Source organism: Streptomyces sp. NPDC036822 (genome assembly GCF_055609145.1).
On record NZ_JBVJPY010000031.1, the window covers coordinates 1 to 26740 of the forward strand.

A 26740-nucleotide genomic window follows, 5' to 3' on the forward strand; every position below is an offset into this window, starting at 1 on the left:
CGGCTCAGCGTGATCGGGGTACTCGGCTCAGCCTGCTCGGCTCAGCCTGCTCGGCTCAGCCTGCTCGGCTCAGCGTGATCGGGGTGATCGGGGTGCTCGGCTCAGCGTGATCGGGGTGATCGGGGTGCTCGGCTCAGCCTGCTCGGCTCAGCGTGATCGGGGTGATCGGGGTGCTCGGCTCAGCCTGCTCGGCTCAGCCAGCCCAGCTGCTCCGTGGATGTCTGGTGACGTTCTCTCTCACCACACACCCGGGTCTCTCACCTGGCCGCCCAGGAGCTGTCTCTGGGAAGGTCCTCTCTCACCACACACCCGGGTCTCCCGCCCCATCCATCCTCCGGGCGGTGTCGCTCAATGACCTCACCTTCACCCCGGCTTCCCGCGGGTGCTCTGACGAGCAAGCGGGCCATGACCCCGACGTCGCCCCGCCGCCGGCCGACCCCTCGGCCCATGCCCGGAGTTCACGAGTAATGCCGACCCGTGAGCCGCCACCTTGAGACACCGGGGGTTCGGGCGGTCCCGGCGCAACATCCCCGACCCAATAAAACAAAGGCACAGCCGCTCCTGCGGCGGGAAACCGCCGCAGTGGCAGCAAATCGGCCCCCCTCCGAATGACTCGCCACCGGGAGGATCCAGGGCGGCAAATCTCAGGTTCGGCCGCTGACCGTCTGCGACACGAGAGGTCTCCTCCTGCACGTCTTTTGGTGACGAGTCTGCGACGGCGCTCGCCTCCCTGCGGGGGATGGGCGTCCGCCTCGGCAGCGAACCGGAGGGTTGCAGGGATCGCGCAGAGAGGTCGTGGAAGGTCCCGGTTGTCCCGAGGGAGAGCTCTTGCTGTGGGGACTCCACGGCTCCTGAGCCGTGGAGTACGCGGCTGTCAGATGGCCTGAGCAGGGAACAAGGGACGTTTTGAAGGCATTTGCCCCCTCCAGGGCAATGTGATCTACATCACATTGCCACCTGTCCTCTTAAGGTGAATTCGCCCCGACAGGTCTAGACATCCCACAACCAAGCAACCTAAGCGGAATCTCTACCTTCGACTCGCGGTGGGTCCTGAGGTCAGGGCATCGGTAGGCCACGTCATCCACCGACAGACGTGGATCCCGCGGCGAACGACGCCACATCCGCCGTGGTGACGTCCAGCCGCAGGTGCACGAAGCGCAGCGGGTGTCGCCACGCGCCGCGGTCGATCGCGGTGTCGGCGCTGATCTCGGCGACTTGGTCGGGGACGACGAGCGTCACGTGGAGCGGGTCTTTGTTGCTGCCCCAGGTGGCGGTGAACCGTACGCCGCTCCATGGATGGTCGGGGCCGGCTGCGGTGAGGTGGCCGGCGAGCTGGCGGGCGGTGTCCGGCTTCAGCGGTGTGGTGCGGCCCACGGCGTGCAGCTGTCCCCTGGTGTCGTAGCGGCCGAGGACGAGAAGCTGGGGCTGCTGGAGTGTGCCGGTGATGCCACCGATGATCGCTTCGGTCGTCTCGCGCCGCCTGACCTTGGTCCACCCTCGGACTCCGGGCCGGTACGTCTGCTGCAGGCCCTTGATGACGATGCCCTCCACGCCGGGCACGTCGGTCCAGGAGGTCAGCCATTCGCGGGCGGTGGCCGGGTCGGTCGTCATCGGGCACAGCGTCCAGGAGGCGGTCAGGCCGTGTGCGGTGAACAGCTGCTCCAGAACCTCGCGGCGCCGTTCATACGGTTCGGGTAGCAGTTCCTGGCCGTCGGCTTGGAGGACGTCGAAGGCGATGAAGTGCGCGGGCATCGCCCCGGCGAGCTGTGTCACGGCACGCGCGCTGGCGGAGGCGCGGTGCTGGAGCGCCTCGAACGACAGCCGGTCTTGCGACCAGACGACGAGTTCACCGTCTAGGACAAGGCCGTGCGGCAGCTGGGCCGCTGCGGCGGTGAGGTCGGGGAAGCGGTTGTGGATCAGGGCGCCGCGCCGTGGCTGCAGCAGTGTCGTCCCGCCGGGCCTGGGCGGGGTGAACAGCAGTGTGCGGAAGCCGTCGAACTTGGCCTCGAAGGCCAGCCCGCCGGGGAGCGCTCCGGGCCCGGGAATGGTCTCGCGGGCCTGGGCGAGCATCGGCTCCACCGGAGGCGTCAGCATCTCTCAGGTCTACGACGCCAGCCGCTGGCCCGCGACCGGGCCCTCCCGCGCCCTTTGACGCCTGGGGCGTGTCCTGACCTGGCCGTCGCCGGTTGATCTCCGCGTGGAGACCTGCGAGCCGGTGACCGGCGACTACCCCGACGAGCCCCGTCTGCCCTGCTGACCGCCGCAGAGGCGCGGGACGCGGTCGGGTATATGAGCCTGCTGGAGACGCTCGACCTCACGCCGCGCGGAGCGGCTGCGGGGCAGCTCGCCGCCGATCTGGCCCGGCGGATCCCGGCCCCGTAGCTGTCCCGGGACCCGGACGAGCTCCGCCTGCGTAGCAGCCGCGCGCGCGTACCTGGCCCGTGAGGCGTCGAACACGCTGTGCACGAGGGGCAGGAGCACGCGGTGAAGCTCGCCGTATGGCTGTCCAATCAGCGTGCCCGCCGCGCGTCGCTCCCTGCGGACCGGGTCGCGGTGCTGGAGGAACTCGGGGTTGTCTGAACGGGCGTGCAAGAAGGCGCCCCTGCACCAGAGCGGTGGGGGCGCCTTGTCGTTTCGGGTTCTGCGGGAGCCGGGCGTGTGCGCTTACCGGCGCAAGACGTTGACGCACTCTGTCGCAAGCGTGCTCCGGGGCCCGGCAAGCGGCCGGATGTCCCGAGGCCGTGACGAGCACGGCACCACCCGACAGACGGTCGTCGGCTGGCTCAAGACGTGGGCGGACGAGGGCGCGTAGCGGTCTGCCCTCGGTGCCAGCTGTCGGCGCCGCCTTGGCGAGCGAGAGGTTTCAGGCGGTGGTGCGGTTGCTTTGGCGTGCGGCAAGCGCGGCGTCGGCGCTGGGAAAGGCGGGAAGGAAGGTGTCCATCCCGGTGACGCTGAGCAGGCGGCTCAGCCGGTCGGGGATGGCCGCCAGGGTCAGCGAGCCGTCGGCGTCCTTGGCGCAGCGCCAGATGCCGACGAGGGCGCCCAGCCCTGAGGAGTCGCAGAAGGTGACGCCCGACAGGTCAGCGACCAGGTCTGGGTGCCCGGCCGCCATGAGTTCCAGGGCGCGGGCGCGCACGGCAGGTGCGGTGGTGATGTCGAATTCACCGGCCAGTGCGATCACGGCCAGGGCGCCGTCGGTGTGCGGGACGTCGATGTGGAATGCGTCGGTCATGGGCGTCGGTTCTCCTGCCCGACAGGGACGTCGGCGGTCGGGGCGGCGGCGCTATGGGCGGTGGTGGTGATGCCGGCCGGAGCGGCATCCGCAGTGGGGACAGACAGGGCCAGCAGCGCCACGTCATCGCGTTCGGTGTCGGGGAGGGTATCCAGGAGCACGACGGTGTCGTCGATCAGGGCGCCAGCAGTGACTGGGGCCGGTCGCTTGGCCAGGAAGTTCGCCAGACCACTGTCGGCGAGCATGTCACCATCGGCGGTGCGTGCCTCGGTCAGCCCGTCGGTGTAGAGCAGCAGTCCCTCGCCGGGCGCCAGGTGCAGGGTTCGTGAGGCGAAGGCGGCTTCGGGGAACGCGCCGACCAGCATGCCGCCCTTGGCGCGGACCGCCTCGACCCGTACACCGCCGGCCTCGGCGGGGCTGAGGTGGTAGGCCGGCGGGTGCCCGCCGGTGGCCAGGGTGACCGTGAAACCGCCGTCCCGAGCCGGGTCGAGCAGGCCGAAAATGGCGGTGCAGAAGCGGGTGCCGACCGCCGCGTCCAGCAGCAGCGCGGCGTTCAGGGCTTTGAGCGCGGCCATCGGGTCCGCGTCGACGAGGGCTGCGGCCCGCAGCGTGTAGCGGGTCAGTGAGGTGACCGAGGCGGCTTCGGCGCCCTTGCCGCACACATCGCCCAGGAAGAACGCCCACCGGCCTGCGCCGACGGGGAAGACGTCGTAGAAGTCGCCGCCCACTTCCTGCGGGGAGGCGGTCTTGTAGTGGCAGGCCAGCTCCAGCCCCGGTACCGCGGGGAGAGCGGGAGGCACCAGGGTGCGCTGCAGTGTGGAGGCGAACGCGGCGATGGCCGCCTTGTCCCGCTCCGCCCGCTTGCGGGCTTCCTCCTCCGCCTGGCGCTTCTCCTCCTCGACCTTGCGGCGCTCCTGCTCGGCGCGCACCACGTGCAGCGCCGACAGCCGCAGCTCAAGCTGGTCACGCACCACCGCCGCCAAGTCCGCGAGCGTGGCCGAATCCGCCTCGCTGATCTCGCGGGGGCGGGTGTCGAGGACGTTGACCGTGCCCAGCCGGTACCCGTCAGTGGTGATGATCGGAGCGGCCGCGTAGAACCGCACCCCCATCGGGCCGGCGACCAGCGGGTTGGAGCAGGCGCTTGGATCGAGCAGGGTGTCGGGGATGACGGTGGTGTCATTGGTCAGCACCGCCGAGGCGCACAGGCCCGGATCGCGGCCGATCTCGGTGACGCCTTCCAGACCGTGCGTGGCCTTGAACCAGATCCGGTCCTCGTCCACGATCGTGACCGTCGCCACCGGCACCTCGAACAGACGCGCGGCCAGCGCCGCGACTCTGTCGTAGGCGCCGTCCGGAGGGGTATCGAGAATGTCGTAACGGCGCACCGCCGCCATCCGCGCCGCCTCGACCGACGCGGCCAAAGGACCGCTCGGTGCTATCGCAGGCGGGCTCGCTTGCTCGGGCATAACCCTCGTCTCGTTCATCCCCCCCCAGGAAGGCGCCGACCAGACAGTCAGCACCCAGGCACTGTACCCAAACGCCTCAGCGCACCTGATCCGACGACGAGCTTCACGGGAACGGCCCAGTCCGGGAAGGACGGCCCCCGGTCGCCCACGGGGCCCGGGTGCACGAGAGCAGTCGACATGAGGGGATGATCTGGCGAGCGGCCCATTTGCAGGTCAATGTGAGACGGATGGGCGACATGAGGGGCACGCACGGGGAGCTGGTATGCCGGGTGAGGCGTGAGCTGCTGCGGGCAGGTTTCAGCCTGGTGGACGGAGATGTGAGCGGGGCGCCCGGAATGCGAGTGGTCCAGGTGCCGGCGGGAGCCATGGTGAGCTGGACCCCCTTGGGCGGATCGGCCGAGCTGACCGGGCCTCTCGACCGTTCGGGTCAGAACACACAGGCGGCTGTATTCACAGCGGTGAGGGCTGTCCTTGCCAGCCGGGGACACAACGTCATGGTGACCAACGGGACGTTCGACCTCATCGTCCTTCCCCCTCCTCAGAGCTCTTGATACCGGCGGGGGTATGCGGCCTGCACATCCCCAAAGCCGCACGGCAGCCATCAGCCCGCTGACATGCCCGACCACGGCCGCCACCCGCCCGCGCACAGCAGGCCGCCTTCAGCGGTCGCCAGCGGTGCCCCGGCCGACCGCGCCCTGCCGCCCCTGGGCAGCCACTGCGGATGGACAGGCCCGCCCGGGGCAGCGCCGCCATCCCTGCGCATCAGGCGGCACTGAACTGGTGAGCAGGCCAGTCGCGCCACTCCACCCACCGAGGATCGTCCAGGACGGCATCGGGTTCGGTGATACCGGCGCCCTCAAGGAAGACAACCAGGTCGTGGTCACTGTAGGCGGTGCCGAGGATCTCATCCCGGCCGTACTGGTGCACGGTCACTCTCCGGCCACCCGAAAGGGAGGGCCGGTGCACGACGATCGGCGCGCTGCTCACGCCTCCCAGCGTGCCCCGCGCCGGGCTGGTGGGCGAGTCGGCCCGGCGACGATCCGGGCGTGCCACCAGTCGAGGCGCAGCGGGAGCGGCTGGGCGCGCTCGGCGTCACGGCGCCGGAACCGGCCCCGCGGCGAAGGCCGGCGGCGGCCGGGTGGCCGCGTTGGAGCGGGTGTCGCAGGGCGTAGGGATCCTGCTCGCTGTCCAGCAGCGGGCGCAGGAACTCGGCCGCCTCACGAGCGAACGGCATCTCGTCGTCCATGACGGAACGAATGCCGAACCCCAGGAAGTTCACCGTATCGTTCCCGAAGCGCCTGCGGCTGAGAGAAGGCACCTCATGCAGCTAAGCCGTCAAGTCGTGGGAGGCTCGCCGGCCCATCGGGTCCTTTGCACTTCGGCCCTGGCCCCCGGCTCCGGACCTCGCTGACACACCAGAACTGACAGCGAAGCCAGTCACACGTCGCCCAGGAAACCAGGATCGGACGGCCCCATCTGCCGGGCGAAGTCCGCTGCGACTCCTAGCACCTCGCGCATTGGCACAGGTCGCCGACTCGTGGCCGCGAGATCGGCGTGAGCTTCCTTCGACCACAGGAACGGAAACACGGAAACACCCTGCTGGAAAGCTAGGGCTGCGGCCTCCTCACGCCAGCCGGGCCAGCGCATTCCGTCGTAGAACGTCTCCAGCCTGCCCGAGAGCAGCCAGGAAACCCACCCGGAGTGGCCCATCTCCATCGCCTCCCACTCCAGAGTGTCGGGAGCGAAATACGTCATCTGGCCGGGTGCTCCAGGACGACCGGCGGCCACGGGGTCGCCACCGTTCAACGCGAAGACCCCTCCGACAATGTCGTGGCCGACGACAAGACCTGTCGCGGGCTGCCAGTGCGGGTCGAAGGCCGAGGGGAAGCGGTTGACCTGCGCCAGACTCGGGAGTCGCCCATCCGCGACCGAACCAGAGCCCCCGCCGAACACCCGCAGCCACCCGTTGTCCACGAGGAGTCCACTGGTGTGCAGCGTCAGTGCACCGAGCACCGATCGCCCGGTGACCTGCATCTGTTGGAGGCATCGGCGGCCCTCGTTGATGTCGCCGGGCAGCACTTGAACCGGCACGGAGCTCGTCCTGAGTACCTCCTGCAGCTCAGGCCATGCCGGATCGTCCACATTGACCAGTTCATCGATGCCTCGCATCCGACGATGGTCGCACCCTCCGGCATCGGCTGATCGTGTGGGCTAGTGGACGAATGGATCAGGTTCGCCCGCCGTTACCCGGCGTGGTCGAGCTCGTTGACCACGCATGAAGATCACTAGGCGGGCGATCGCCATTGTCGCTCTCACCGGAGCCGCATTGTCGTTCACCGGACCCGCTCTCGCCGACACGATCAGTGACAAGGGCGTGAGGGTCAATTTCTGGCAGGGAATCTCGGTCACCGACGAATCCGGGGACACGGTGGACCTCCTGCCCGTGGGGCCCGGCGAAGTGAGCCCCTGATTGAGGCCTGGGCCGCTCGCGCGGCGGATGCCCCAGTATCGACATCGCCCGCGATGCCTCCGGTCTCTGGCGCCATGCTGCGCGCTGGCATCGGCACGCCTCAACCTCTTCCCGCCGCCCCCTCTGCTGACGACGGTGCACGCTGTCCCGCTGGCAACCAGCCGGACAGCGGGGCGCTCCGCTAGGTGACCTTTTCGCCACGCCTGCCGTTAGCGACCGTGCGCGCGGCCCGTCCGCGACGGAGAAACCTCCATGACGATGACCAGGATGGGTGCGTGATGACCCCGTGACCACGACGCTCCCCAGCCCGAACCCGGTCGACGGCTGCTTCCTCACCTTCGAGAGGGAACAGCCCTCGTTCCGGCCCTATGTCGGCGCGGTCATGCATGCGACCGGCTCGCACCCGAGTCTGAGCCAGGTACGGGAGCAAATCGCCGGCCGCGTCGACCGTATGCCGACCCTTGCGTGCAAGGTCGGCAAGCAGGGGCGCCGGACGGTCTGGGAGCTCGACCCCGGCTTCGACCCGCGTCGCCATGTGCACGAGATCCGCACCGAGGACGGCCTCGACTCTCTCGACCAGGCGGTGGACGCGCTGTTGAGTGAGCCGATTCCCACCGACACCCCGCGCTGGGGAGTCTGGCTCATCCACGGCTACTCCAGTGACACCTACGCGCTCTTTTACCGTGCCCACCACTCCACTCAGGACGGGCAGGCAGCACTGGACGCGCTGACGGCTCTCTTCGGGGTAGGTCCGGCCCTCTCTGCCCGGCAGCCTGACGCCGAGGCGCCCGCCGACCGTCGTACACGGGCGAAACGGGTCCCGCGTACGTGGTCGGAAGGGATTCCGGCGCGGGCGCTGGCCCAGAACGCGGTCGATTCCGTCCGTGGCCTGCGGTCCACCTTGACCTGGTCGCCGCACCGCCCCCTCTCCGGCCGAGCGCGGCTCCTGTCTGCGGCCGTGCCCGTGTCCTGGCCGCGTGAGGTCGCGGAAGTCCTGGGAGCCACACCCAACGACGTCTGCCTCGCCGCACTGGCCGAGGCGGTGCGCAGGTGGGTGCCCGAGGACTGGCCGGCTCGCCCCGCTCACGGGCGTGAACTCCACGTGGCCATGCCCATCAGCCTCCGCTACCCGGAGGAGCGGTACGTGGTGGGAAACAGGATCTCGGCCGTCCGCATTCCGCTGTCCTTCTGGGCGTCGTCCCCCGTGGACCGGTTGATCGCCGTGGCGAACGCGACCAGCCGCGTCAGGACCGAGGGGATGCGCCGGGTACTCCGAGCGCAGCTGGAGCTCTTGCCGGAGTGGCTTATCTATCGCTTCGTCCGGCAGTCCTGCGCCGCGAGCAGCGCGGTGGACAGTTCCGGGCTGCTGCGTGTGCCACGGCGCCTGGCGATGGGCGCGGATCCCATCGAGAAGGTGGTGCCCACGCTGTTCCTGCACGGCGAGCACCTTTTCGCGGTGTCGTTCCTCTCCTACCAGAAACACGTAGTCGTGAGCTTCACCCTCGACAGTGCGCTGGTTGACGTCGGTGACCTCGCCGATTTGTGGGCGGACGCCGTCGAGCGGCTGTGGCGGGAGATGGCGGCACCGGTGAAGGGCCACCCATGAAAGGCGCAGCAGAGGAGTCAACGGCCCTGGTCACAGGCGCCAGTTACGGCATCGGCGCGGACATCGCACGCGCTCTCGCCGCCCGCGGCCACCACCTCGTCCTGGTCGCCCGCAGCGCCGAGCCCCTGGAGCGCCTCGCTGCCGCTCTGGAAGCCGCCCACGGGATCAGCGCGCGTCCGTTGGCCGCCGATCTGACCACGACGGCTGGCCTGGAGCGCGCGGCGGCGGCGGCGCGTGACGCCGACATTCTGGTCAACAATGCCGGTGCGGGCCTGGGCATGTCCTTCGAACGCACGACGTGGGCGGAGGAGCGGCGCATGCTCGACCTCAACGTCGTCGCACCGTCCCGGCTCCTTCACGCCGCGCTCCCCGGAATGCTCGGGCGCGGCCGCGGGCGGATCCTGAACGTGTCTTCGGTGGCCGCCGCCGGGCCTGTCTGGCAGGGCACTTCGTATGGCGCGTCGAAGTCGTACGGTGTGGCATTGACCGAGTCGCTGGCCTACTCGCGCCGTATCCGCACCTCGCCGGTCGCGTTGACCGCCCTGGTGCTGGGGCACACCACCTCGGAGTTCCATGAGCGCGCCGGCATCCCGCCGTCCCCTCCGTCGCTCACCCTCGCGTCGCCGTACGTGGCCGAGCTGGCGGTGCGTGCCATCCACCGGCGCCGTCCGCCAGTGGTCTGTGTACCGAGCGTCCGCTACAAGCTGGTGGCGGGCTTGCTTCGGCATCTTCCGCACCGGCTCCTGGCCTTGCCCCACCTGGCCGACGACTTCACCGTCACGTCGTACGGAGCCGACCGGCCCTGTTCCGGGCAGTGGGCGTCAGTCGGGGGTGACGGCGAGGACGGCGTTCTGTCCGCCGAAGCCCATGGACAGCGAGAGTGCCAGCCGTAGGCTCCCCGCCCGGCACTCGGTGGGGATGTCGAGGTCGATCTGCGGATCGGGGTTCTCCCGATTGGCGGTGGGCGGAACGAGGCCGTGCTCGACGGTGAGGACCGTGAGCGCCGCCTCCACCGCCCCAGCCGCGCCCAGCAGATGCCCGGTCACCGGCTTGGTGGACGTCACCGGCGGGCGGTGCGGGAAGAGGTTGGTCAGTACGGCGGCTTCCGCCCGGTCGCCGACCGGGGTGCCCGTGCCATGGGCGTTGACGTGTGCGACGTCCTGGGCGGTGGCGTCGGCCTGCACGAGTGCTTCTCGTACGGCCGCGGCGAGGCCGGAGCCTTCCGGGTGGGGCTTCACCACGTGGTGCGCGTCCGAGGACGCTCCGAAGCCTCTGATCCGGGCGCGGGCCCGCGCCTTCCTGGCCCGGGCGTCGGCGGTGCGCTCCAGGACGAGCATCCCGGCTCCTTCGCCGATGACGAATCCGTCCCGCTGTCCGTCGAAGGGGCGCAGCGCTCCGGCGGGATCGCTGAAGCGGTGGGACAGGGCGCCGATCCGGTCGAATCCCGCGATGTGGAACGGGGTGATGCACGCATCCGCGCCGCCGGCCAGGACGATGTCACAGCGGTCCAGGGCCAGCAGGTCCAGCGCCGTGCCGATGGCGGTCGCGCCCGAGGCGCAGGCGGTGTTGACCGTGAAGCTGGCTCCCGTGGCCCCGAACTCGATGGTCAGCTGCGCCGCCAGGGTGTTGCTCAGGGAGGCCGGCACGGCGAACGGCGACATGTTCTGGGCGCCTGCTGCCAGCAGCGCGCGGTGCTCGGTCTCCAGGGTCTGGGCTCCGCCCGCGCTTGAACCCACGATCACGGCGACGCGTGCGCCGTCCCATCGTGCCGGGTCCAGCCCGGCGTCAGCCAGCGCCTCGCGTGCGGCAAGCAGGGCCAGCTGTGCGCAGCGGTCGGGCTTGCGGGCCCGTGCCCGGCCGAGCCGGGCGGGGTCGTAGCCGCCCACGCGGCAGACCAGATGGGTCGGGACCGTCTCCTGTTCGAGCTCAAGTACGGCGGTTGGCAGGCCTTTGCAGACCCGCTCCCAGCCAGAGGCCCAGCCATCGCCGGCCGGGGTCACGAGGCCGAGGCCCGTGACGCACACGTCCTGTGGAGTGGTCACGCGGATCACCGGGCTCCGACGAGCGCGGCGACATCCGCGACGGTGCGAGTGGCGCTGATCTCCTCCTCCGTCACCGCCACCCCTTTCTCGCGGCGGAGAACCAGAGCCAGTTCGACGACAGCGATGGAATCCAGGCCGGCTTCCTCGCGCGTGGCATCGGGGCTGATGTCATCCTCGGAAATCCCGAGAGAGATAAGAACGATTTTCAGTTCATCGTATGACACTTTTTCTCCGTCGCGTGGGGGGTGTAGAAGGTGCCCAAAGTACCATCCTCGCAGGAAGTGAACTCCCTAGATAGAGCAATGCGACACGCGAGCGACCGGAGAACATGAGATGGATATTTTGGAAAAGTGCCGACCGTGGAACGAGGGGCATCTGCGGCGGACCGGGTGGGATTGCTACTTCCGGGCAATCGGCGACACGTTCGACGGCACGGAGGCGGAATTCGAGGGCCGCAGGGTGATCGTCGCCGCCTCCCACGACTACCTTGGGCTTTCCGCCGATCCCCGGGTACGCGAGGCCGCCATCGCGGCGGTGCGGCGCTTCGGCACCTCGCTGGGCGGGTCGCGCGCTGTGAGCGGCACGCTGGAACTACACGAGGAACTGGAGAGCCGACTGGCGGAGTTTATGGGCCATGAAGCGGCCGCCGTCCTGCCATCCGGTTATCAGGCAAATTTGATGCTGGCTCCGCTGCTCACGGACGGGGACGTGGTCTTCAGCGATTTCTTCAATCATGTCTCACTGGGCGAGGCCGTTGCTCTCGGCAGGGCCAAGGAAAGAAAATTTCTGCACGGAGACCTGGATCATCTGGAGGAATTGCTTCAGGCCGCCGACGGCACCGGCACTGACGTCGGAAAAATTATTTTCACGGACGGAGTCTTCTCCGCGGAGGGGGACCTTTGCGACCTGCCCGGGCTGATGAAGCTGGCGGCCTGCTACGGGGCACGGGTGGTCGTCGACAGTTCGCATGACCTGGGGGTGCTCGGCCGGACTGGGGCCGGAGCGGGGGACCACTTCGGGCTGCACCCCGATCTCGTCACCAGCGCCTTGTCCAAGAGTCTGGCCTCGGTGGGCGGTGTGATCGCCGGGCCCGCCGACGTCATCCGCTACCTGCGGTTCCACGCGCGTACGGCTATGTTCACCGCGGCCGCGTCACCGGCCAACGTCGCCGCCGCGCTGGCTGCGCTGCAGATCCTTCAGACCGAGCCCCAGCGACGTATCCGCGTGCTGGATCTCGCCGAGCGGCTGCACAACGGCTTGCGGGCGCTCGGCTTCGACACCGGTGCGTCCGTCACTCCAGTGGTGCCCGTTCTCGTGACGGGCCGCGAGCGGTGCCTGCGCATGTGGCAGGAGTTGTGCGGGGCGGGGGTGTTCACCGCGCCCATGGTCCACCCGATCGTCAGGGCCGGCCGCGAGGTACTGCGCATCACCCTGACCGCCGCGCACACCGATGCGCACCTGGAGCGTGTCCTGATCGCGTTCGAACAAGTGGGCAAAAACGCCGGAGTCATCCCCCGCTCCGCACCCGGTTCGCACACCCCGGTACGCATCGCCCGCCCAAGCGAGGCTCCGCTTTTCGGCCCGAACAACGTTCGACTCATCCCCTGAGCACCGCGGAGGCATAGACCGACCGGTTGGTGACCCTGACCCCGTGGCCGGGATACTCGGGGGAGGCGAGGCACCGTCGGCGGTACACCGACGCCCTGCACCGCCCAGACCGCGCGTGGGGGTTACTCGAGAATGCCGAGGTCGGAGTCGGGGCGGCATATCTCGCAGGCCCGGATCCCGCCGGCGGTGATCGCGTGGCGGGCCTCGTCCTGGCCGAGCGGCTTGCGGTGCGGGCCGGCCAGCTTGCAGTCCCCGATGTGGATGCTGTCCGCGACGGGACGGCCGCGCTCGCGCAGGTAGGACAGGACCCATCCCGGGCCTTCGGGCAGGTGCCGTACTGGCCGCATCGCCGCCTCGCGGGCTTCGAGCTCGGCGATCCGCCGGCGGACCCGTTCCAGGGACAGCACCAGCCAGTGCTCCAGGGTCTGCAGGCGCGGCAGATCGGGTGGCAGCTCGGACACCGCGATCACGCCCCGGTCAGGGTGCGCAGCTTGTTCTGGGCGGCGACCTCCGTCTGGTGCTCCTGGCAGAGCGGGTTCCCGCCGAATCCGTACCGGTGACAGGGTTCCTGCCACCTCGCGCAGCGGCCGAGAAGCTGAGGCGGGCACATGTTCGCGGGGAGATTCCGCGGGGCGGGGGCGGTCATGGCGAGTCCTCGGGTCAGAACCAGATCACTGGCGGGGCCAGGGTAGAACCCGTGTTCCCGTCGGGGTGTGCGGCAGGGCGTGCACTAATATTCGAACACATGCTCTACTGAAGTCTATGACGCACCACCCCCTCCACGACGACTCCGCCGCCGCCCAGCGCTCCCCGGCAGGCCCCGCCGACCGCGCTCCCGGCCCCGCCGAGCCGCCGCACGGGGGCGCCCGCCACCAGGCCGATCCGACCGCGTTCACCATGTGGCACGTCCGATGCCGCCCGGACACCAGGCCGGAGGACTACCGGCACGTCCTGGACCTCCTGGCCGGCTTCACCCCCCTCGTGCAGCCCCTCCCCCCGCTCGCCGCCCTCGCACAGGTCAAGGGATCACTGCGCCTGTTCGGCGTGGACGCCGGCGAGCTCGCGCAACGCTTCCGCATCCAGGCCCTGCTCCAGACCGGCGTCGACACACACATCGGCGTCGCCAACACCTGGGCCACCGCCGCAACCGCCTCCGCGCGCGTCGGAAGCTCCGGCGTGCTGCACCTGCCCGACCACCGCGCCATCGAACACTTCCTCGGCCCACTCCCCGTCCAAGCCGTGCACGGCATCGGCCCCGCCCAGGCCCAGCAGCTCGAGGCATTCGGCCTGCACACCATCGCCGCGCTCGCCGCGATGCCCGAGCCCGTCGTCTGCCGGATCCTCGGCGGGAAGGCCGGACGCACCCTGCGCGAGAGGGCCCGCGGGATCGACCCCCGCGCCGTGGCCGTCGCCCGCATGCCCGAGTCCACCAGCGCCTCGTTCGCCTTCGACCGGGACATGTACGACCCCGTCCTCGTCCGCGCAGCCCTGCTCGACCTGGCCGTCGAGCTCGGCGACCGCATCCGCGGCCGCGACCAGATCGCCCGCGGCCTCACCCTGGCCGTCCGCCTCGCCGACGGCGGCACCGCCCAGCGCACCCGCCGCCTGCCCGCACCCTCCGCCCACACCGAAGACCTGCGCACCGGAACTCTGCGCCTGCTGGACGCCCTGGCGTTCCAGCGGGCCCGGATCCGCCGCCTCACCCTGACCGCCGAAGACCTCACGCCAGCCGACGACGGCCCGGGCACCCAGCTCTCCCTTGACGAGGCAAGGGAGAACAGGCTGCGCCTGGAGCCGGTGGTCGACCGGATCAACGCGAAGTACGGCCGGCGCATCGCCGGACCCGCCGCCGCCTACCGGCACGCCAGCTGACCCCATCCAGGCATCCAGCATCTGGCGGGGTGGCGGCCCCGGGGCGAAGAGCTCCGTGTGTCCCCTTCTTAGCTCAAGGGCGTAGGTCGGCGTGGGGGCGGAGCCGCCCGTAGCAACTCCCATAGCGGGCGGGAGCCTGACGCCCACATGGCCAGGGTCTGCCGGTCCACGAGGTGCAGCCGCTGGTGCTTGGCGAAGGCCACTGCGGGCCTGGTCACCCGGCCGTTCGTCACGATCACGGCGACGTCCGCGCCGTGTACTTGCCGGGCCGTTCCGTTGAGTACCTGCAGATCGGGAGTGCCCACCGCCGAGCCGTGGGCTCCGTTGCGGCGGTGCTTGCACTGGATCACCCAGCGCCGGCCGTATGGATCGGTCGCCTTCACGTCCGCGCCGAGGTCGCCGCGGCCGCCGACTCGCTGGGCATCCTGGCAGCCGTCGCGCCGCATCAGGTCGCGTACCGCGTCCTCGAACTGAGAGTGGTGCAGCGCGTCGAGCTGCGGCAGTCCGTAGCGCAGGCCCTGGGCCCGTACCGCCTCCCACCGGGCGCGCTGCTGCCGGTGGTACAGCCAGCCGGCAACCACCAGTACGGCGAGCACCAGGGCGGCGATGAGGAACCACCAGTGCGCGAGGAGCCAGTTCACCACCATCATCGCGAGGCTGACACCGGCCGCGGCCGCAACCGCGAGGGCGAGCAGTTGCGTGTCCCTCTGCCGCTGTCGCCTGCTCGGCCGCCGGGTACGCCGCCGTGCCGGCGGCCTCCGGCGGGTCACCGTTCCCACGGAATCGGGTAGGACACCGTGGGCCGCGGCTCAGGCGCCCGTACCGGGACGGTGTCGAACGTGATCGGGTAGGTCACTGCCGGCTGCGGCCGGACAGGCGTCGGCTTATGGGCGTTGGAGACGTTGCCGTTGCCTAACGCGACCACGGCTAACGCGATCACCCCGAAGATCATCGTTTCTCGTCGCGCCCCCGGCGCCCATCGCGTGTGCCCCCGGACTGCCGTGCCGTCCCGCCGCATGTACGGCCGTACCCAGACCATCCATACCTCCCCCTTGAAGGTGCACTCCCTGCGCAACCAGCCATGGTGACAGGGGGCACTGACAATCGGTCAGCACACCACCACTGGGGGTGATCAAGGAAGGGGGAATCAGGCCAGGTCACAGAACGGAGGGCTCCCCGTCCCCCAATGGCCAGCCCCCTACGGGGGGCACAAAAACGGGTGCCAGCACCGATCGGTGCTGGCACCCGAGAGATTGGGGTCAGGCGGTCCCGATGGCTTTACGGGCCGCCTTCTTGGCCGCGTCCACGCGCCGCTGAACCTTGGCGACCTCCGCTTCGATGGCCTCGGCCTGCTTCAGGACCGCGTCCGGGTCTTCCTGGACCAGCTGCTCGATGCGCTTGGGTGCGAGCACCTTGTAGGCGTCGGCGAAAGCCAGCCGAGCCGCCGCCTCGGGTCGCCTGGCCGGCGCAGCGGGCTGCGCCTTGGGGGCCGGGGCCACGGCGTGGGGCAGGGCTCCGAGGTCGCGGGCTGCTGCGGTCAGCGATGCGGCGGACAGTTTGCCGGTGTCCTTGGCCGCTTGGAGGACCAGTGCAGCGGCTTCCGGGTCGGCTTTGTACAGCGGGGCGAGGACGGCGGCCTGGGAGGCCACTACGGGGGTGGAGGTCTCTTCGATGAGCGGGGCCAGCAGTCGGATGTTCTGGGCCGCGCCGATCAGGTCGTAGACGTACTGCCGTTTGATTCCCAGGGTCTCGGCGTAGTCCCCGACGGTCAGGCCGCGGTGCTCGTGGGCGCGTCGGTCCAGCAGTAGTTGGAGCAGTTCCCCTTTGAGGACGCTGCCTCGCATTCTGGCGAGCTGGAAGCTGGCGACCTCTGACCGGTCGGCGTCCCAGTAGGCCGCTTCCAGCGTCTCGACCTGCTTGGCCTGGTCCATCCCGTCCAGGGCGGACGCCTCGAAAGAGGGAGGCATCAGGGAGGGGGCTGCGGGCACCTGCGCCGGCGGGGCCTGCTGGGGCAGGGCGGGGTCCCTGTTGGCGTCGGCCGCACGGGGGATGCGGCTCACGCGCTGAGCGGTCTCGGCCTTGAGGCTTTCCAGCCCTTGGGTCACCAGGTTCTTCCTGCTCACTTGGCCACCCCCGCAGCGGTGCCGCACCCGTTCCCCCCACCGTCAGGCAGGCAGGAGGCGGCCTGTCTGGACACGACCAGTGCTGACCGCTGATCTGGCATCGTGCGAGCGCGACGTCGGCCTAGGGTGGGCTGAGTGAGTCATGGTGATGTTGGTCAGGCGAGCGTGGATGAGGCCGTGGCGGATGCCCGCCTCGCCGCGTTGGAGTTCGACGGTGCCCGGGCATGGCTGGAGAAGGCGCGCCGGCATCCGATGGAGCCGCTCGCGGCCGAGGCGTGGGTGACCGATCCCGAGTTCGAGCACGTGCTTTTGGTGAAGCACCGGGTGCGGGGATGGGTGCCGCCAGGCGGCAAGGTCGAGCCGGGGGAGACGCCGCGGGAGGCCGCTGCGCGCGAGCTGCGGGAGGAGACCGGTCTGCGGGCCGAGCTGCTGTCGCAGCCCGCAGCCGTGGCGGTGCGGTCCTACCGTGCGGACTGGTCCCCAACGCTGGGCCTTTCGTACGCCGCGATCGTCGGCCGTGAGGTGCCGCTCGGCGGAGAGCAGGGGCAGCCGGCGGCATGGTTCCGACTGAACGAGAGGTGGGAGAGCGTGTTTCCCGAGGACCGTGACCGCATCCGTGCCCACGTTCGGCGTCTGGCGGCCGGCCGGGCGGTCGGCGCGCGCTGAAGCGCGTTCCCGGGTCGTTCACAGGATGGTGTCGATCCGGTCGTGGCGGTCCATGGGTAGGGCGATCAGTCCGAGGACGTGCGGGCATCCGTATTCACGGCCGGGCCTTGGGCCGCTGCGCGACGACGACAAGCCAGCTCGTCACTGTGGGGGTGTCGGGGGTGGTCAGTGCGTAGGCCGCGTCCAGGATGTCCATCCGCTGGGCGTGGGTAAGGCCGCCGTCGGCGGGGCGGGCGAACACGGGGATGGACAGCCACGCCTTCTTCTCGGCCATGGTGCTGTGCTGGGCGGTGATCTCGGTGCCGAGGAGGGACAGCCCGGCGGCGGCCAGCTGGGAGGAGACAGTCTCCGGCGGCAGCTTCGGCGCGGAGTCCTTGGCGGGCGTCGGGGTGTATCCGTGGTCCCGGGCGGCGATCTGGCGGATGAGGGCGTTGAGTGAGGGTCCTGTGCGGTGTGCGGCCTCGTCGGGGTGCCGCACACCGGCGAAGCCGCCGCCGATGTTGAAGACGAACCGGCCGCCTGGGCGCAGAACGCGAGCGACGGCGGCGAACACGGCGCGGGTGTCGGTTTTCCAGATCGCCGAGTTGCACACGACCGCGTCCGCGCTGCCGGGGAGGACGTGGCGGGTGAGCTGCTCGGCCGGCGCGGTGATCCAGGAGATCCGAGGATCTGGCAGGGTCCGGCGTCCGACGCGCTGCATCGCGGCGGCGTTGTCCACTGAGAGGATCTGTGCGCGCGGGGCAAGGTCGAGAGCGACGCGGGCGGTCGCGCCGGCTCCGCCGCACAGGTCGACCACGAGCCGGGCGTCGGCGGGTTCTGCGCGGCGGACAAGGTCGCGGCTGGTGGTGTCGTACATCGGGTGGGCGCGGGTGAACGCGTCGTATGCCTCGGCGTTGGCGTCTTCGTCCCAGCCGAGGAGGGCGTCCTGTGGTGCCATGATTCGGTGCCTCGCTTCACGGTGCGGGCCGGCCAGCCGGGCCGGGCCCTTCGGACAGGGTTAGAAGAGCGCGGATTGCACGACGGCAGGCGGGGAGGAGAACGCGGGGCTGAGGGTGATGCGGTGGCCCTTGAGCGAGCCGAGGTCGAGCAGGTAGGTCAGGTCGTCGCCGTCGAGAGTGGCCAGGATTTGTGAGCCGAGGCAGGAGAGCACTGTCAGGCCGTGCTCGCCGGTGCGCGGGTCGTGCGGGTAGAGGGCCCGCTCGGTGTCCGGGGCGCGGAGCAGGTCGCCTTCGCTGGGGGGCGTCCATGGCTCCGGGACGGCGGGTACGTTCATGTCGGCCAGGGCTTCGGATGCGCGGCTGAGGTGGTGGTGGTGGGCGGCGCGGGCCGGGGCGAGGTCGCGAAGGTCGGCCATCGCCTTCAGTTTGGCGGCGGCCCTCACTGTCTGGGGGAGGCCGAGGCGGCGGGTGAGTGCGTCCTCGATGAACCGTACGGCGCGGCCGTCGGCGCTCTTGGTGAGGTAGGTGGCCACCAGGGCGCCCTGTTCGTCGAGGCGGGAGCGTTTGCGGGGTTCGGCCGCGGTGCCGACCTTGGTGGTGCCGTCGGCGAACGTCGCCAGGTACAGCCAGTGCGGCTGGGCCATGTACGCGACGAGGACGTCAGGGGCGTGGCCGCCGGCGTGGATTTGGTGGGCGAAGCGGAAGTCGTCCCGGCTGGTGCAGTCGCTGCACTGGCCTCCGGCCGCGGCGGAGGCCCGGTTGGGGCAGGCGACGGCTTCGACGCGGACGCGGTCGGTGAAGCGGTATCGGCCGGTGCACCACCGGCCGATACCGGTCACCTGGTAGCCCAGGCGCCGGCCCGTGACCCCGGCGTAGAGCAGGGGTCCGCCAGGCAGCGGGGCGAGCAGGAGACGGGGGTCTCCGCTTGCCCAGGTGATGCCGTGGCATACGTACGTTCCGCTGGTGGGCAGGGCCTGGTCCATGGGGTGTTCCTCGTCGATCGGGGCGGTCAGACGGTCAGGTGCAGCCGGTCGGTGAGCGCGGCGGCGGCGGCCTTGAAGACCTGGTCGCGGTCCATGCCGGCGACGGCGAGGGACAGCCAGCCGCCGTAGGTCGCTTGCTCGCGCATCTGGTCCAGGACGGTCTCCTGATAGCGGATGAAGTCCTCGTTGCCGCCGCCGGAGTGGCCGGCCTCCAAGGAGGTGAACGAGCCCTTGCGGGCGAGGGCTTCGCGGGCGGTGAGGTCCAGGAAGAACACCAGGTCGGGTTCGGTCAGGTGCGCGAAGACCTGTTCGGTCAGACGAGCGGGTACCTCGGGGTTGACCGCGTAGCGGGCAAGGATCTTGTGGTGCGCGTTGTCGAGGACCACGTGGGTGCCGGCGGCGAGCGCGGGCCGGATCACGAGCCGGTCCTGAAGGGTGTACCAGGAGGCGAGCGCCAGCAGCCAGTAGTGGTCACCGCATGCCTGCGCGACGCGGGCGTCGCGCCGGTAGACCAGCTCGTTGAGGCGGTCGAGGTACGCGGACAGCTCCGGGTCCGCGGGGACGTCGGTGCTGTGCTTGCCGACGAGGATCGCCTCGTGGCCGGCGTCGGTCAGGGCCTGGTGCAGGCGGGCGGCGAGGGTGGACTTGCCGGCCCCGTCGCCGCCGACGAAGGTGATCAGCCGCCCCGACATGGGAGCGGTCGGCGCGTTCATGGAGTTCCCTTCTGGGGGTGGGCCGGGCTGCCGTTCAGGCGGCCGGTGATGATGGCGCGGATCCGGTCGATCAGGACGGCACGTCGGCGCAGGACGTCGTTGTGACGCTCATTCGACAGGTCGGCCGGGTAGTGCGCGGCCAGGTTGTTGGAAATGACGTGGAGGTAGCCGAATCTGATCCCCGCCTGGCGGGCTGCCGCGCCCATGGGGCCGATCTCCGGGTCGACGAAGGCGTACGAGGGAGAGTGCTGGGCCAGCCAGTCGCGGTTCTCCAGCAGGATGGAGGGTGAGGAGACGTGGAGGCCGGTCTGCACGCCGCCCTGGGCGGAGGCGTAGTCGCCGAAGAAGTCGTCCCAGCTCACCAACGCTCCGCGAACCAGGCTGGTGGTGCCAGTGGCCAGCCACGTGTTCGGCTCGATGCCGGGGGTCAGCGAGCCGACCTTGCCGACGTAGATGACATCGCCGGCGCCGAGCTTGGCCAGACGCGCGACGACCTGTCCGGCGACGTCGCCCCAGATGCTGTGGAGGAAGCCGAGGTAGACCAGGCGGCGGCCGGCGACTTCGGCACGCTGCCAGGCGTAGCCGGGGCCGCGAGTCCACACCCCGTTCTTGGGAGCGAGGCGTTGCAGGCCCCAGCCCACGATCACCAGCTCGCCGTCCAGGTCCAGGTCGAGCGCGTCGAGGGCTGTCCGGCAAAGCTCCTGGCCGGGCGGCTGGTAGGTGACGGTGTCGGCCGGACGGTCTGTCATGGCCAGGTAGGTGGCGATGATCAGCGCGTAGTGCTGAACGTAGTCGGCGCCGGGGAACGCCCGGACGACCAGGTCCCGACCGTGGACGGTGGCGGTGGGCCGCTGAATGTTGAACAGCTTCCCGGTCTTCTCGTACCGGGAGACCACCGCCGCGCGGTCGTAGCCGCCCACGACACGGATGCTGTCCCACGTCTCATTCTGGATGAGGTGGTGGACCTTGATCTGGAGGTAGCGCAGGAGACGGTCGCGGCTCATCGTGTGCCTGGGGGCGTCGATCGGGGCCGCCCGCAGCAGCCCAGGAGCGGGTTCGGCGAGCAGGGGCGTCATCGGTGCTCCTCGGCGCTCGTGACGGTGCTGCCGGCCGCCGCGCGGACGACGGCGATGTTCTGCCGGATCAGGTCGAACCGCTCCTCGGCGATCGGGCCGAGCTTCTCGATCCGCGGCGTGGAGGGCTTCTCGTACGGCCCGTCGGGCAGCAGGGCAATGCCCATCGCGCCGAGGATGACCGGCGCCGCACCGTCCACGGAGGAGATCCACTCGTGCGCGCGCTGCTCGATCAGCTCCAGGTGCCCGGTCCGGCCCAGTCCTAGGAGGCGGTAGACGACTCGCTCCTCAATCAGGTTCCGATCCTCCAGGTACGCGGTCGCCAGCCAGCGGTTGCGGCACAGCTGACGGTCGGGGTCCGGGCGGCGCGAGGCCGGTAGGGCGATGGCTCCGGCCCAGGTGCTGGTCACCAACGCGTCGTAGGTACGCCGCCACTCCTCGTCATCCGCGGCGTGCAGGACCCCGCATAACCGGAAGGCGTCGCCCGACAGGTCCCGGATCTCCCGCGCGGCTTGCTCGCTCGCTTTTAGGGTCGCCGCTCCGTCCCGCATCACGTCCGGCAGGATGATCTCCTGGGCGGACACCGCGAGCGCAGCCTCCACCAGGCGGGCCGAAGGCAACGCGTAGCCGAGGTCGAAGAGCCCGTTGTCGACGATGATCTCGGCGCCGCGTTCGGCCTCCCGGGCGAAGAAGGCCCGATACGACTCGTCTGCAAGGACCCGCTGGGCGGCGACATGATGCACCCGGGCGGGCTCCTGGGCGACGAAGGTGTTCAGGTAGGCGGGCGGGGCAATCACGGAGAAGTCGATGCGCTGGGCCATCACACGGCTCCCCACTGCCCGGCGGCGACGGTGAGGAACTGCTGGGAGAGGAGCGGGTCCGCGCCGAACCGCCCGCCGGTGTGCATCGTCGTGGTGCGGGCCTCGTGCATCCGCACCCCGCGCATGCTCATGCACAGGTGCACGCCGCGCACGGCAACGGCGACGTTGTCGCTGCCGACGACGTCGGCGAGGTGCTCGGCGATCTGGCGAGTGAAGCGCTCCTGGACCTGGAGCCGACCGGCGAAGTGCTGGGCGATACGGCCGAACTTCGACAGACCCACCACTTGCCCTTCCGGCATGTACGCGGCCGCGACTTCCAGCTGCATGGGGATCATGTGGTGTTCGCAGAACGACCACACGCTCATGCCGCCCACCACGACCATCTGGCCGCTCAGGTGGGACTCGCTGAAACACGTGGCCGCCGGGGCACTGTCCGGGGAGAGGAAGTCTTCCCACATGGCTGCGACGCGGCCGGGGGTGGCGGCCAGGCCCTCGCGGGTGGGGTCTTCACCCAGCTCGATCAGGAGCTGCCTGATCAGGTCGGCGACTCGGCCGGCGTCGATACGCATCCGGGCGGGTGCGGGAACGTTGGCGCTCAGGGCCCCACCAGTGGTGGCGGTGCTCGTCATGACTATCTCCTCGCTTCCGGGTTGAAGGAACGAAGGGTGCGAGCGGTCGGGACGTCAGCGGCCTCGGGCGTCGGCGAAGGCCAGGACGTGCAGTCGGGTGGTGAAGTGCCAGTGCCGGGCCGCGACCGTATCCGCGAGCGCCCGGGTCGTCGCCGTGATCGCCTCTGCCGTTGTGCCCTCCGGCATCACCCACACCGGCGGAAGTCCGTGGGCTTGTGCGAGTTCCGCGATCCGCTCGAGGTCGGCCGCCGTGGAGGCGACGAACTTGAACGTCGCCTGTCCAGAGCCGGCGAACGCTTCCAGTACGGCGGGGTGGAGGCTCTGGGACTCGTCCACGCCGAAGCTGTTGAGCTTCGGGGATACGTTGAACCGGACGCCGTCGAGCAGCAGCGCAGGATCCGGCGCGATGGTGCCGTTTGTCTCGAACTCGACGCGTTTCCCGGCCGCAAGCAGCCCGTTCACCAGGGGAACGAGGCTCCGCTGCTGGATCAGCGGCTCACCACCGGTGACCACGACCAGCTCCACGGGTGAGGATGCGGCCCAGGCCACCAGGTCCGCCACGGAGCGCTTCGTGGACTCCTGGCGCGGGTCGAAATGCGTCCAGTCCCACGTGTACTTCGTGTCGCAGCGGCCGCAGGTCAGGTTGCACCGGGACAGGCGGATGAACAGGGCCGGGTGCCCGCAGGACGGGCCCTCGCCTTGGAACGTGGGCGTCTCGACGCCGAAGCACTCTGCGACGATCAGCCGAGCCGAGGAGCTGGTCGACAACTCCACCGGTACGGGACCCGGCGCGGTCACGCTTCCTCCACGTCGAACCGCGCCCAGCTCCGGCTGGTCTCGCGGACACAGACGCCCACCAGGCGACCTTGAATGTCGGGCTGTACGTTCTGGACGAACCATCCGGCCAGAAGTTGGGCCAGCAGCTCGGACGTCGGCTCGAAGCCAAGAATCTCGTGCAGGTTGTGGTGATCAAGCTCGGTGTCCAAGAACTTCTTGAACGGGCCGAGCGCGCCGAAATCCGTGACGAACCCCGGGGCCTCCAGAGCGGGCGCGGTGAGGATGACCTCCACCTCGTAGCTGTGGCCGTGCTGTCGGGAGCATTTGTGCTCGGGCGGGAGGCTGGGCAGCCGGTGCCCGGCCTCGAAGTCGAAGGACTTGCTGATCGTGAACGTGCCGTTCGGCAACGGCACCATGCTGAGGTCCATGCGTGTGCCCTTCACTGTCATCTGCTGACCAGCGGGTCTGGAGCATGGTCAGCGGAGTCGGAATCTCGGCAGCTCTAGCGCTGCACGGTCATCTCTGCTTCGCCTAGTACGAGTTCGGCCATGACCGGTGTGACTGGGAGTGATGCGCCCGGCAACCGTGGACTGGGAGTTTGGTGCCCCTGTTGCCGGAGCCGGATCCGCTCCGGCAACAGGGGGTGAGGCCCGTGTCCGGCAGGGGGACGGTCACTGCCGGACACGGGGGTTCAGGGGGTGAGGCCCAGGCGGTCCGCGAACGCGGCGTGCGGGGTCGGCTCAGGCCTGCACTGGGTCAGGGCTTCCCAGAGTGGGGCGGCCGGGACCAGGCGGTCGCTTGCCGAGGGCCGGAACCAGTACGGGCCCGGCGTACTCGGCGGCGCCGTACGGTCCAGGGACGGCAGCATGATCTTGAACGGCGCGCCGAGACAGACAGCGTGCGTGTGCGGTTCCCACCGGCTGGTGGTTCCGGGCGGGACCAGCCAGTAGAAGAGGCCGTCTCTCGTGTCCTCGACGATGGGGCCGCATCCGCCCTGGACCTGGTCCATGAGCGCGGCCGCCGCACGGGCCTGGACGCCGGAGCTGGTGACGACGACGTCGAACAGGTTGCCGCCCGGACGGACGCGGGTGTCCTCACGGGCGGCGACCCCGAGGAGTGTGCGCAGGAGTTCCGCCAGGTCGGCCATGTCGGGGGCGGGCATACCGGGCGTACCGGCAGCGTCGACGAGGCTCTGCATCATCGTCGCGGAGTCAGGCGCCGCGGTGGCGAGGGCGGTCACAGGTCCACCGGGCCCGGCTGCAGCGTGGCGCGCACGGTCTTGCCCTGCTCGCCCGGGAACCAGGAGAGGGCGGCACCGAGACGCTGAGCGCCCCACAGGCCGCGGCCCAGCTCTCCCTGCACTGCCTTGTCGAAGCTGGGGAAGTCGGGGTTGTGGTCTTGGACGTCGATGAGGAGCTCGCGGCTCTCGTTGATCCGGAGCCATGCCTCCAGCCTTCGGCCGGCGCTCTGTTCGGTGAGGCCGTGCTCCACGGCGTTCCGGACGAGGACGTACAGGACGTCGGCGGCGACGTGGTGGGGGCCGGGCCAGGCCATGATCGTGAGCAGTGTCCGCGCCCAGATTCGGGCGGCCCCGGCCGCGGAGGCGTTGGGCGGGAGCGGCAGCGCCGACTCGTGTACGACCTGCGCGGTGGGCACGGCGGGGTCCATCGGGGAGGTTCCTTCGGTCAGGGGGAGGGTGCACCAAACCGTCGTACGGTCCTCGCTGACGCCCCACTCCTTGGCCAGGGCGTCCACGATGACGAGTCCGCGGCCGTGCTCGGCGTAGAGCCCGGTGGGGCTCGGCAACCGGCCGTAGGGGGCGCCGTCGTTGATCGTGAGGAGGGTGCCCTCGGTGTAGACGCGAACGTCAACGGTCGGGCCGTCCGTGTGGACCAGCGCGTTGGTGACCAGTTCGGTGAGGAGGAGCTGCGCGGTGTCCACCAGGTCCGGGTGGCCCCAGTGGTGAAGGCTTGCGCGGAGGATGCGGCGGAGTCGCTGGGGCATGGCGGCATCCGCCTCGGACAGCCCGGCGGAAACGGGATCCGGACACCGGGTGATCGACAACTCAAAAGCCGTCCGTACGTGCTCTCGCTGCGCGGTAAACGCAGGCGTCATGTCGACCTCCGGAGCATCCAGGGCGGGGTGGCAGAGCCCAGCGACGTCGCACTGAAGTACGAGTTTTGTCCGCTTGTCTGTCACGGCTTGCGGTGGCTCAACTACCGTGGCTTCCAACCGGTTTGGGTTGCAACCGGATCGCCGCTGAATTTTCATCGGGGACTCAATTGGACTATGCCGGAACCTGCACAGGGGGCTGCGGTGAGTGCTCAGCAGATGTCAGACTCTGCGCAGGGTGATACTCGGCCAGCGCATACGCATGGGGGTGGTGCACACATGGCGGCAAAGCGAGGGGCGTCCGGGCGGCGCTTGGAGCTCGGAATCCAGCTGCGGCAGTTGCGCGAGAATTGCCCTCCGACGGAGGTAGGTCGCTCCCGTGGGATGACCCGCAAGGCTGCGGTGAAGGGGCTCCGCCAGATGTCCGAAGCCTCCCTGGCACGCATCGAGACCGGGGAGATCAACTTTCGGCGAAACGTCGGGGACCTGAGGACGCTACTGAAGCGCTACGGCGTCGACGACGAGGAACTCGTCGAGCAGCTCATCGAGCTGAACCGTGAGGCGCCGAGCGAGGACTGGTTGACCCAGTTCCGAGCGTTCATGCCGACTGGGATGCCGCACTACGTCGGCCTGGAGGCCGAGGCGCGGGAAATCCTGGCCTACCACCCGAACGTTGTGCACGGTCTCCTGCAGACCGAAGGCTATGCGCGAGCGTTGTTCGAGGTGCAGCGCCCTGTCGAGGACACCACGAGCGAGTTCATACAGCGCCACGTGCAACTGCGGATGGAGCGCAAGCGCCGAGTCCTCGAACGGGAGGACGTCCGGCTGCGCGTCATCCTCGGGGAGGCGGCCCTTCGTATCCCTGTCGGGGACGAGGACACGATGCGGGACCAGTATCTCGAGATCGTGAAGTTGGCACGGGAAGACCGCGTTCAGGTCCAGGTGCTGCCCTTCAAGCGCGGGTACCGGGCCAGCAACGACTTCGCCATCCTGGACCTGGGGGAGCTGCCCTCGCGTGTTCAGACGGACAATGCGTGGGGGGCTGTCTCCACATCGGACAAGCCCCGCGAAGTCGACCGGTTCACACGCCGGTTCAACGCGATGGTCGGGGCCGCACTCGGCCTCGAGGAGACCATCGAATTCCTGGAAGCACTCACCGGAAAGTAGTCGAGCTATCAACACACACCGAGACCACAAGCCCTCAACCGACATCGCACCCGAAGCCGCGTGGTTCAAGTCGTCGCATAGCAGCGACGGCACCGGCAACTGCGTCGAAGCGGCGGACCTGACCCTGACGGCCGCCGTCGCCATCCGGGACTCCAAGGACAAGCAGGGCCCCGCCCTGACGTTCCCGCGGGGCTCCTGGAATACCTTCGTCGCCGGCCTGGCCGACGGCAGCCTCAACCAGGAAATCCGCGCCTGAGAGTCCGCGCGGCAAGGTGGCCCCCTCAGACACATTGAGGGGGGCCACCGTCGCCGTTCTACCCATCACCGACGTCGTGACAGCGCGGGCAGGGACTGTAAAACGTTCGGTGTAACTCCCGATCATGGAAGATGCATCGATGACCAGCAGCAACGTGACCGAGATCGAGTCCGACGAGCCGTCTGA

30 protein-coding genes are annotated in these 26740 nt (G+C 69.8%); 9 read left to right on the top strand and 21 right to left on the bottom strand.

The window, feature by feature from the left end:
- Positions 1-1077: 1077 nt before the first annotated feature.
- On the bottom strand, positions 1078-2094 hold the full coding sequence (locus tag ACZ68P_RS34435; RefSeq protein WP_471013149.1) for an ATP-dependent DNA ligase: 1017 nt from the start codon (positions 2092-2094) through the stop codon (positions 1078-1080).
- Between the two features lie 366 nt (positions 2095-2460).
- Between ACZ68P_RS34435 and ACZ68P_RS34440 the strand changes: the two genes are divergently transcribed.
- Positions 2461-2580, top strand: a complete 120-nt coding sequence (locus tag ACZ68P_RS34440; RefSeq protein ID WP_471013150.1) for a helicase associated domain-containing protein — start codon at positions 2461-2463, stop codon at positions 2578-2580.
- A gap of 283 nt (positions 2581-2863) precedes the next feature.
- Here ACZ68P_RS34440 and ACZ68P_RS34445 read toward each other — a convergent pair whose 3' ends face one another.
- The 4 genes from ACZ68P_RS34445 to ACZ68P_RS34460 all read right to left on the bottom strand — a co-directional run bounded on the left by ACZ68P_RS34445 (position 2864) and on the right by ACZ68P_RS34460 (position 6867).
- Positions 2864-3232 (bottom strand): STAS domain-containing protein, encoded by a 369-nt coding sequence (locus ACZ68P_RS34445; protein WP_471013151.1) that lies wholly within the window; start codon positions 3230-3232, stop codon positions 2864-2866.
- The gene (locus tag ACZ68P_RS34450; RefSeq protein WP_471013153.1) at positions 3229-4653 is read right to left on the bottom strand and encodes a PP2C family protein-serine/threonine phosphatase; all 1425 of its coding nucleotides are present in this window, start codon (positions 4651-4653) and stop codon (positions 3229-3231) included. The genes ACZ68P_RS34445 and ACZ68P_RS34450 overlap by 4 nt, the downstream gene beginning before the upstream one ends.
- 807 nt (positions 4654-5460) lie before the next feature.
- Entirely contained in the window at positions 5461-5685 is a 225-nt protein-coding gene (locus ACZ68P_RS34455; protein ID WP_471013155.1) for a hypothetical protein, read from the bottom strand.
- Positions 5686-6135: 450 nt separating this feature from the next.
- Positions 6136-6867 (bottom strand): DUF2625 domain-containing protein, encoded by a 732-nt coding sequence (locus ACZ68P_RS34460; RefSeq protein WP_471013157.1) that lies wholly within the window; start codon positions 6865-6867, stop codon positions 6136-6138.
- A 106-nt stretch (positions 6868-6973) separates the two neighbouring features.
- Here ACZ68P_RS34460 and ACZ68P_RS34465 point away from each other — a divergent pair, with 106 nt between their 5' ends.
- From ACZ68P_RS34465 to ACZ68P_RS34475, 3 genes are all read left to right on the top strand, one after another.
- Positions 6974-7168, top strand: coding sequence for a hypothetical protein (locus ACZ68P_RS34465; protein ID WP_471013158.1), 195 nt, complete (start codon positions 6974-6976; stop codon positions 7166-7168).
- A gap of 286 nt (positions 7169-7454) precedes the next feature.
- Positions 7455-8774 carry a wax ester/triacylglycerol synthase domain-containing protein gene (locus ACZ68P_RS34470; protein WP_471013159.1) on the top strand — a complete coding sequence of 440 codons (1320 nt, stop codon included), beginning with the start codon at positions 7455-7457 and terminating at the stop codon, positions 8772-8774.
- Positions 8771-9667, top strand: a complete 897-nt coding sequence (locus tag ACZ68P_RS34475) for an SDR family NAD(P)-dependent oxidoreductase (RefSeq protein ID WP_471013161.1) — start codon at positions 8771-8773, stop codon at positions 9665-9667. The genes ACZ68P_RS34470 and ACZ68P_RS34475 overlap by 4 nt, the downstream gene beginning before the upstream one ends.
- Here ACZ68P_RS34475 and ACZ68P_RS34480 read toward each other — a convergent pair.
- A complete protein-coding gene (locus ACZ68P_RS34480; protein ID WP_471013162.1) occupies positions 9596-10816 on the bottom strand; it encodes a beta-ketoacyl-[acyl-carrier-protein] synthase family protein in 1221 nt (406 codons plus the stop codon). The two genes, ACZ68P_RS34475 and ACZ68P_RS34480, sit on opposite strands and share 72 nt — an antisense overlap.
- A 5-nt stretch (positions 10817-10821) precedes the next feature.
- On the bottom strand, positions 10822-11040 hold the full coding sequence (locus tag ACZ68P_RS34485) for an acyl carrier protein (protein ID WP_471013163.1): 219 nt from the start codon (positions 11038-11040) through the stop codon (positions 10822-10824).
- A gap of 109 nt (positions 11041-11149) precedes the next feature.
- On the opposite strand from ACZ68P_RS34485, the gene ACZ68P_RS34490 reads away from it, so the two are divergent.
- Entirely contained in the window at positions 11150-12424 is a 1275-nt protein-coding gene (locus tag ACZ68P_RS34490; protein WP_471013165.1) for an aminotransferase class I/II-fold pyridoxal phosphate-dependent enzyme, read from the top strand.
- Between the two features lie 122 nt (positions 12425-12546).
- Here ACZ68P_RS34490 and ACZ68P_RS34495 read toward each other — a convergent pair whose 3' ends face one another.
- Positions 12547-12894 carry a DUF6233 domain-containing protein gene (locus ACZ68P_RS34495; RefSeq protein ID WP_471013167.1) on the bottom strand — a complete coding sequence of 116 codons (348 nt, stop codon included), beginning with the start codon at positions 12892-12894 and terminating at the stop codon, positions 12547-12549.
- Positions 12891-13070 carry a hypothetical protein gene (locus ACZ68P_RS34500; RefSeq protein ID WP_471013169.1) on the bottom strand — a complete coding sequence of 60 codons (180 nt, stop codon included), beginning with the start codon at positions 13068-13070 and terminating at the stop codon, positions 12891-12893. The genes ACZ68P_RS34495 and ACZ68P_RS34500 overlap by 4 nt, the downstream gene beginning before the upstream one ends.
- Positions 13071-13186: 116 nt before the next feature.
- On the opposite strand from ACZ68P_RS34500, the gene ACZ68P_RS34505 reads away from it, so the two are divergent.
- Positions 13187-14296 (top strand): DNA polymerase Y family protein, encoded by a 1110-nt coding sequence (locus tag ACZ68P_RS34505; RefSeq protein WP_471013171.1) that lies wholly within the window; start codon positions 13187-13189, stop codon positions 14294-14296.
- Between the two features lie 68 nt (positions 14297-14364).
- On the opposite strand, the gene ACZ68P_RS34510 is transcribed toward ACZ68P_RS34505, so the two are convergent.
- On the bottom strand, positions 14365-15066 hold the full coding sequence (locus tag ACZ68P_RS34510; RefSeq protein WP_471013173.1) for a restriction endonuclease: 702 nt from the start codon (positions 15064-15066) through the stop codon (positions 14365-14367).
- Positions 15067-15555: 489 nt separating this feature from the next.
- On the bottom strand, positions 15556-16419 hold the full coding sequence (locus ACZ68P_RS34515; RefSeq protein ID WP_471013175.1) for a hypothetical protein: 864 nt from the start codon (positions 16417-16419) through the stop codon (positions 15556-15558).
- A 135-nt stretch (positions 16420-16554) separates the two neighbouring features.
- Here ACZ68P_RS34515 and ACZ68P_RS34520 point away from each other — a divergent pair, with 135 nt between their 5' ends.
- Complete coding sequence (locus ACZ68P_RS34520) at positions 16555-17085, top strand: NUDIX hydrolase (RefSeq protein WP_471013177.1); 531 nt, start codon at positions 16555-16557, stop codon at positions 17083-17085.
- A 94-nt stretch (positions 17086-17179) separates the two neighbouring features.
- Here the strand turns inward: ACZ68P_RS34520 and ACZ68P_RS34525 are convergent, their stop codons facing one another.
- The 10 genes from ACZ68P_RS34525 to ACZ68P_RS34570 form a co-directional block, all read right to left on the bottom strand.
- Positions 17180-18022, bottom strand: coding sequence for a class I SAM-dependent methyltransferase (locus tag ACZ68P_RS34525; protein ID WP_471013179.1), 843 nt, complete (start codon positions 18020-18022; stop codon positions 17180-17182).
- A gap of 60 nt (positions 18023-18082) precedes the next feature.
- Positions 18083-19006 carry a DUF2797 domain-containing protein gene (locus ACZ68P_RS34530; protein WP_471013180.1) on the bottom strand — a complete coding sequence of 308 codons (924 nt, stop codon included), beginning with the start codon at positions 19004-19006 and terminating at the stop codon, positions 18083-18085.
- A gap of 26 nt (positions 19007-19032) precedes the next feature.
- Complete coding sequence (locus ACZ68P_RS34535) at positions 19033-19719, bottom strand: dTMP kinase (protein ID WP_471013181.1); 687 nt, start codon at positions 19717-19719, stop codon at positions 19033-19035.
- Positions 19716-20795, bottom strand: a complete 1080-nt coding sequence (locus ACZ68P_RS34540) for a hypothetical protein (protein WP_471013182.1) — start codon at positions 20793-20795, stop codon at positions 19716-19718. Before ACZ68P_RS34540 ends, ACZ68P_RS34535 begins: the two co-directional genes overlap by 4 nt.
- A complete protein-coding gene (locus ACZ68P_RS34545) occupies positions 20792-21613 on the bottom strand; it encodes a hypothetical protein (RefSeq protein ID WP_471013183.1) in 822 nt (273 codons plus the stop codon). The genes ACZ68P_RS34540 and ACZ68P_RS34545 overlap by 4 nt, the downstream gene beginning before the upstream one ends.
- Entirely contained in the window at positions 21613-22242 is a 630-nt protein-coding gene (gene folE, locus ACZ68P_RS34550; RefSeq protein WP_471013184.1) for a GTP cyclohydrolase I, read from the bottom strand. The genes ACZ68P_RS34545 and folE overlap by 1 nt, the downstream gene beginning before the upstream one ends.
- A 54-nt stretch (positions 22243-22296) precedes the next feature.
- Positions 22297-23040, bottom strand: a complete 744-nt coding sequence (locus ACZ68P_RS34555) for a 7-carboxy-7-deazaguanine synthase QueE (protein ID WP_471013185.1) — start codon at positions 23038-23040, stop codon at positions 22297-22299.
- Entirely contained in the window at positions 23037-23447 is a 411-nt protein-coding gene (locus ACZ68P_RS34560) for a 6-pyruvoyl trahydropterin synthase family protein (protein WP_471013186.1), read from the bottom strand. The genes ACZ68P_RS34555 and ACZ68P_RS34560 overlap by 4 nt, the downstream gene beginning before the upstream one ends.
- A 263-nt stretch (positions 23448-23710) precedes the next feature.
- Positions 23711-24259: a hypothetical protein gene (locus tag ACZ68P_RS34565; protein ID WP_471013187.1), complete on the bottom strand. Its 549-nt coding sequence runs from the start codon at positions 24257-24259 to the stop codon at positions 23711-23713.
- Positions 24256-25023, bottom strand: coding sequence for an ATP-binding protein (locus tag ACZ68P_RS34570; RefSeq protein WP_471013188.1), 768 nt, complete (start codon positions 25021-25023; stop codon positions 24256-24258). Before ACZ68P_RS34570 ends, ACZ68P_RS34565 begins: the two co-directional genes overlap by 4 nt.
- A 387-nt stretch (positions 25024-25410) precedes the next feature.
- Here ACZ68P_RS34570 and ACZ68P_RS34575 point away from each other — a divergent pair, with 387 nt between their 5' ends.
- Together ACZ68P_RS34575 and ACZ68P_RS34580 are read left to right on the top strand one after the other, a co-directional pair.
- Positions 25411-26298 carry a helix-turn-helix domain-containing protein gene (locus tag ACZ68P_RS34575; RefSeq protein WP_471013189.1) on the top strand — a complete coding sequence of 296 codons (888 nt, stop codon included), beginning with the start codon at positions 25411-25413 and terminating at the stop codon, positions 26296-26298.
- 43 nt (positions 26299-26341) lie between these two features.
- A complete protein-coding gene (locus ACZ68P_RS34580) occupies positions 26342-26554 on the top strand; it encodes a DUF397 domain-containing protein (protein WP_471013190.1) in 213 nt (70 codons plus the stop codon).
- Positions 26555-26740: the final 186 nt, after the last annotated feature.